The 5443-nt window shown below is 43.8% G+C and carries 7 protein-coding genes; 2 read left to right on the top strand and 5 right to left on the bottom strand.

Features of this window, described 5'->3' with window-relative positions:
• Positions 1 to 144: 144 nt before the first annotated feature.
• The 4 genes from QZY09_RS10755 to QZY09_RS10740 all read right to left on the bottom strand — a co-directional run bounded on the left by QZY09_RS10755 (position 145) and on the right by QZY09_RS10740 (position 3001).
• Positions 145 to 570 (bottom strand): GIY-YIG nuclease family protein, encoded by a 426-nt coding sequence (locus tag QZY09_RS10755; RefSeq protein WP_295672239.1) that lies wholly within the window; start codon positions 568 to 570, stop codon positions 145 to 147.
• A 179-nt stretch (positions 571 to 749) separates the two neighbouring features.
• A complete protein-coding gene (locus QZY09_RS10750) occupies positions 750 to 2051 on the bottom strand; it encodes a DEAD/DEAH box helicase (protein WP_295672237.1) in 1302 nt (433 codons plus the stop codon).
• A gap of 304 nt (positions 2052 to 2355) precedes the next feature.
• The gene (locus QZY09_RS10745; protein ID WP_295672234.1) at positions 2356 to 2745 is read right to left on the bottom strand and encodes a type II toxin-antitoxin system HicB family antitoxin; all 390 of its coding nucleotides are present in this window, start codon (positions 2743 to 2745) and stop codon (positions 2356 to 2358) included.
• Entirely contained in the window at positions 2738 to 3001 is a 264-nt protein-coding gene (locus QZY09_RS10740) for a type II toxin-antitoxin system HicA family toxin (protein WP_295672232.1), read from the bottom strand. The genes QZY09_RS10745 and QZY09_RS10740 overlap by 8 nt, the downstream gene beginning before the upstream one ends.
• Before the next feature lie 377 nt (positions 3002 to 3378).
• Between QZY09_RS10740 and QZY09_RS10735 the strand changes: the two genes are divergently transcribed.
• Together QZY09_RS10735 and QZY09_RS10730 are read left to right on the top strand one after the other, a co-directional pair.
• Positions 3379 to 4236, top strand: coding sequence for a DUF4238 domain-containing protein (locus QZY09_RS10735; RefSeq protein ID WP_295672230.1), 858 nt, complete (start codon positions 3379 to 3381; stop codon positions 4234 to 4236).
• A 19-nt stretch (positions 4237 to 4255) separates the two neighbouring features.
• A complete protein-coding gene (locus QZY09_RS10730; RefSeq protein ID WP_295672228.1) occupies positions 4256 to 5035 on the top strand; it encodes a hypothetical protein in 780 nt (259 codons plus the stop codon).
• A 221-nt stretch (positions 5036 to 5256) separates the two neighbouring features.
• Here the strand turns inward: QZY09_RS10730 and QZY09_RS10725 are convergent.
• Positions 5257 to 5443, bottom strand: a 187-nt coding sequence (locus tag QZY09_RS10725) for a hypothetical protein (RefSeq protein ID WP_295672226.1), incomplete at its 5' end; no start/stop codon positions are given.

Raw genomic sequence — 5443 nt, 5'->3', positions numbered from 1 at the left:
TACCCACACATCACCCAGCCGCTCATTGCGAGGAACGAAGAAATCTCTACACCTGCTAATCCCTGCACCTGAATCTCTAAGTTTCCGGCGCGCCGCCGACTGTCGAGCTTGATCATCGCCAGAAACGAACCGATCGGTCACTTATTACCGGATTAAATCATCATATAAATCCCGCCACTCCGGATTCATTGAATTAACAAGCTTTATTTTATTTTTCCGGTTCCCGCCTTTAAGCGCATTTTCTACAGCAATGGCTTCTTCTATACGTGGGTAAAAGGCATAATAAACTAATTTATCGCAATTATATCTGGCTGTATAACTATTGGGGTAGAACTTATTTTTATGTTGCCAAACACGCCCCGTTATATCCGAGCTAACACCTGTATAAAACACGGTATGCATTTTATTGGTCATGATATAAACGCAACCACCTTTTGGAAACATCATGCAAAATAATAAAAAAATACCTGCGCTCATTGCGAGGAACGAAGCAATCTCTACACATGCTAATCCACCCACCACAATCTCCGGGTGACCATCCAACCGTATGACCTTTTTCCCTGCGCTCATTGCGAGCCTGCCGGCAGGCTCGCAATGAGCGCGCGGGGAGCAGGATGGTTACCTATCAGCCGAACGCCGGACACCTGTACATTACGTCTCGCTGACTGTCTGTTGTAGAGATTGCTTCGTTCCTCGCAATGAGCGCAGCGGGGGCGTGGATGGGGGGATGTGCGTGGATGATGAGTGACTTACCTCGAAACCTCCATCTTCACCTTCTTCCCCTTTATCTTTTCCTTGCTGATCAAATCAACGGTATGCTCAATACGGTTGCGTTTTACGGCGGCATAAGAGGAATGATCCAGTACCTCAATTAAGCCCAGGTCCTCTTTGGCGAGGCCGCCTTTTTGCAGCAGCAAACCGACGATATCTACTTTATTGATCTTATCCTTTTTCCCGGCGGCAATATACAGCGTTGCCCATGGCGATGGCTTGGGTACAATAGGTTTTTCGGGCAGTACTTCAATTTCCGGGTTTTGTTTTACGTAGGCCAGCTTTTCATCTTCGGTGAGGATGAGGTACGACGTGCCTTTGGCATGCATGCGTGCCGTGCGGCCGTTGCGGTGCAAAAAAGCCTCTTCGGTATGGGGCAGCTGGTAATGTACTACGTATTCGATCTCGGGAATGTCCAGCCCCCGCGATGCAAGGTCAGTAGTGATCAACAGGCGGTGACTGCCATTGCGGAATTTAAGTAATGCGCGTTCGCGGTCCTCCTGCTCCATACCACCGTGGAAAATATCGTGTGCAAGGCCGCGGTCCCATAACAGGTCGCTGATGCGGTCGACGGCTTCGCGGTGGTTGCAGAAGATCAGCGTAGCCTTATCCCCTATTTTGCAGATGAGCGAAAACAGCGTGTCCAGCTTATCTGCAGCGGGCGAGATGACAGCTTTTAGCTGCAGATCGGGCGTATTGGTTTTATTTTCGAGGAAATCAACTTCGGTGGGTCGGCTGATGCCGGTAAATGCCGGGATCTCCTGCATTTTGGTGGCCGAGGTAAGGATGCGCTTTTTTAGGCCAGGCAATTGCCTGATGATATACGTCATATCCTCCTGGAAACCAAACTCCAGCGACTTATCAAATTCATCTAAAATCAGCGTATGGATGGTTTCGGTGCTAAAACTTTCGCGGCGCAGGTGGTGCGCCAGCCGGCCGGGTGTACCTATCAGCACCGCGGGCGGCTGCGACAGGTTGTTCCGCTCAATTTTTACCGGGTGGCCGCCATAGCAGCAGTTTACCTTAAAGCCGGTGCCCATGGTTTTAAACACCTGCTCAATTTGCAAAGCCAGCTCGCGCGAGGGCACCAAAATAAGCACCTGTACCGTAGCAATTTTGCTATCCAGCAAGTTTAAAAGGGGCAGCAAAAAGCCCAGCGTTTTACCAGAACCGGTTGGCGAAAGTAAAATCACGTCCCCCTTTTTGGCAGCGGCCAAAGCGGCATTCTGCATTTCGTTAAGGGTGGTAATTTTTAAGTTGGCGAGGGATTGTTTAAGCATGGGGAAAAGCCCCCTCTAAATCTCCTCCGCCAAATGGCGGAAGACTTTTGGGGTGTGGGCAAAGATACGGGAAATATCGGGAGCGGGAATGGAAATTTGTAGTTGTAGCGCTACAAGTGCTACAAACGCTACAAAGCGATATAAATCTGATTATCAATAAGTTAAGTACTGACAAAATTTTGTCAGTGACAAGATCTTGTCAGTACTTTTTTCATGGAAATGAAAAATTTATGCGATTTTTTAAACGGATTCTTTGGCCGCAAGCATAGCTTATACGGGGGCGCGCCCTGCAAACAGCAGGATATTAAACGCTTTCCGTCATTTGGCTCTCATTGTCTATTAGCCTGCTAAACTCATCCGTCCGTTTAAGGGTAAAGGCAAGGGCTGTTTTTACGAATTCATTTAAGGTGATATTATGAATGGCCGCAAATAACGATGCTTCTTTGTGTAATGTAACCGGTACCCGCACATTAAATGTTCCTTTATAGGTTTTTTCCGGAGTTTTTCCAACCTCCACGCAGGCATCCAAATAATCTTCAACGGCATCTTTAAATGCTTTTTTAAGTTCTTTCACAGATGAACCCTCAAAGCTAACCAGGTCGTTAATTCCAAGGATCTTACCATAAAACACATCATCACCGGCGCTGAAATGTACCGATGCGTAATAATTTTTATATTGCAGTATGTCATTCATCTTTAATACGTCCTTTCGCTTTTAATTCTAAAATCACCTCGTGGATGGCATAACCTTTAACAATGTTGGCCGGATGCGGTTTGTGCAATGTAATGATGTTCTTTTTCTCGTCTGCAAATCTCCTTCTCGATCCCCCGGTTTTGCCACCCTTTAACTCCTGGTATCCAAATAAGGTTAATACTTTAATTAATTCTTCCCAGGTAAAATCTTTGGGAACAGAGAGTAGCCGACTGACTGATTTTTCTTGCCTTGACATCTTCGTTTGTCATTAATTTTTCAACACGTTTTTTCATATACTATTACCTTAATCTATTTAACAAACGCCTTCGCAGGTAAGTAAAAAAGTGCATTTTTCTCTCAAAATGAACTATAAAACAAAGATAAACAATCAAATTGAAATTGCAACTGAAATTTAGTTGCAAAAGTTTTAAACTGCTGCTTAGCTTATTTGTGGACACAGTACGAACAGCGGAGTCTTAGACTCCGGGCATAATAAATTCGTAGACGGATTTACAAACAGCGAGGTTTCTTAGATTACAGGCATGGGTAATTCGTAGACGGGGTCTACGAACCGCGAGGGAACGTTAGAAAATCAGTTGTTTTTTTAGTTATCTTGCTTATCTATTACAGATCATGCAAGAAAGGGTTAATCATCATTATGTATCACAATGCCAACTTAAAGAATTCTTCAATAAGGAGGAGGGCAAAATTTATCTCTATGATAAACAGCTTCGGAATTACTATCAAAAATCAGGAACAAGGCGGATATTCAGCGAGGATAATTTAAACACCAAACTGCTCGGTAATAAGATCGACCGTAATTCCATGGAAATTGAATTACAAGTGTTATTCGAAGATGATTTTGCAAAACATCTTGCAGCAGTCAAGCAATTCCATGAAGATCAGGAAGCAATTGAAAAAGCTTATTGGGAAATGAACCATTTGGCGCTAATGGCATTGGTTGGCGAGTACCGGAACCCGGCTTATAAATCAGGGCTTGACCAGGCGATGGATTCCCTAAAGTTGCGGATCACCGGGGCAGAAGAGCCTGACCCGAAAGTCAAATATCAAAACACAAAAGGCTATCTTGATGTAGCCCATATCCTGCTTAAGGACATGGACCCGATCACATTTGCCATAGTATCGCTCAAATCAGACGACCATTTTATTTTACCGGATACGTCAGGTTTTTTGGTGCGCCAAAATCTGGATACAGGACACATTATGCAATTTGGACTTCCTATATCTGATAAGTTATTTCTTTTAGGTCGTTCCTCCCGGATGGGTAAGTATCCTACGATCCTGGTTAATATTGAAGATGACGACAGTGAAATGGCATTCAGGATTAATTCAGATCTGGTCAACTATGCCTATAAAACAATAGCTTGCCGCAATAGAGCCTTTCTTCAAAAAACATTAGATAAAATGAAGCAAAGGCGTTTCATCGGCCAGTATTTTCAAGAGTTTACAATTGGTGAGCCGGGTAGCTAACAAATTAGAATAATTAAATATGTCCTTTCGGTTGAAATATAATGGAGTGGTGGTTATTCAATCATTATTAGATGATGATAAGCAAACTGGCAAAGAACTGTTTGATGATATCATTGCCAGGCGTTGCGAGCAAACCCAGAAAGCCCCATACTTTTATCAGCCATCCAACAAAGTCGAATTCCTTGCATCTTTAGAAGAAATTTGTGCATTGGTTATAGCCGATGACCTGTTTCCGATTATCCATTTTGAAATTCATGGCAATCCGGTTGGCTTAGTTTTAAAAAATGGTGAAGCTGTAACTTGGGACGAACTTCAGTATTATTGCCGCATGATTAATGTCCGGGTACGTAATCAACTGATAATAACCCTGGCCACATGTTACGGAAGCTGGATCTGGAAAATGATTGATATTACCAAACCAGCGCCTTACTGGGGATATATCGGGCCAAGGGAGAAAATTGGGGAAGGAACATTAATGGAAGATTTTCAAAGTTTCTATGATTCCTTACTAACGCAGGATAGTTGGGATAACGCAATTCAGGAATTAAAGAATAACGGGACCCGTGACAAATACATTTATTTACACTGCAAGGGAATTTTTGAATATCACATAGAGCGGAATATGAAAGATATTCCACTTGATAAAAAAGCCACTTATAAACGGCTGATGAAAAAAACCACCGAGATGCTGCCTGGAATGAACCGCAATCAAAGAAAGGCCCATTTAAAAAACAGCATCAGCAAATTTGATCGTAATTCTTTTATTTCACGTATGAAGAGGATTTTTCTTATGGAATAAGTGATAAAGCAAAAATTTTATTAAGTCCTTGCAAGAAAAATATAACTACGATTTATAGAATTGCTAAAATAACAATGAGTATTCAAAATTACGAAGCCAACACCCGAGAACTGACCGATCAAGCCCATGTTCCCCCTCTCGCGCGAGAATGCAGCGAAAGCCCGAAGCGTTGGGGTTCTCGTGCGCCGCTGACAGGTAGCAAACTATGGCGGTGGCGAAACTTACCCCCTCCCGCCGCTCATTGCGAGGAACGAAGCAATCCCTACATAAAATATCATATATGGGTGCCCGGCGTGCGGCTGATAGGTAAACCTGAGATTTTGGTGCGGGATTAGCGAGTGTAGAGATTGCTTCGTTCCTCGCAATGAGCGGGTTGGGTGGGTTTTGTCAGCGCAGGCATGCTGCCAG

Origin of the sequence: uncultured Mucilaginibacter sp. (genome assembly GCF_903913935.1) — a bacterium.
GTDB lineage: Bacteria > Bacteroidota > Bacteroidia > Sphingobacteriales > Sphingobacteriaceae > Mucilaginibacter.
This window is presented reverse-complemented; position numbering and strand designations above follow the sequence as displayed.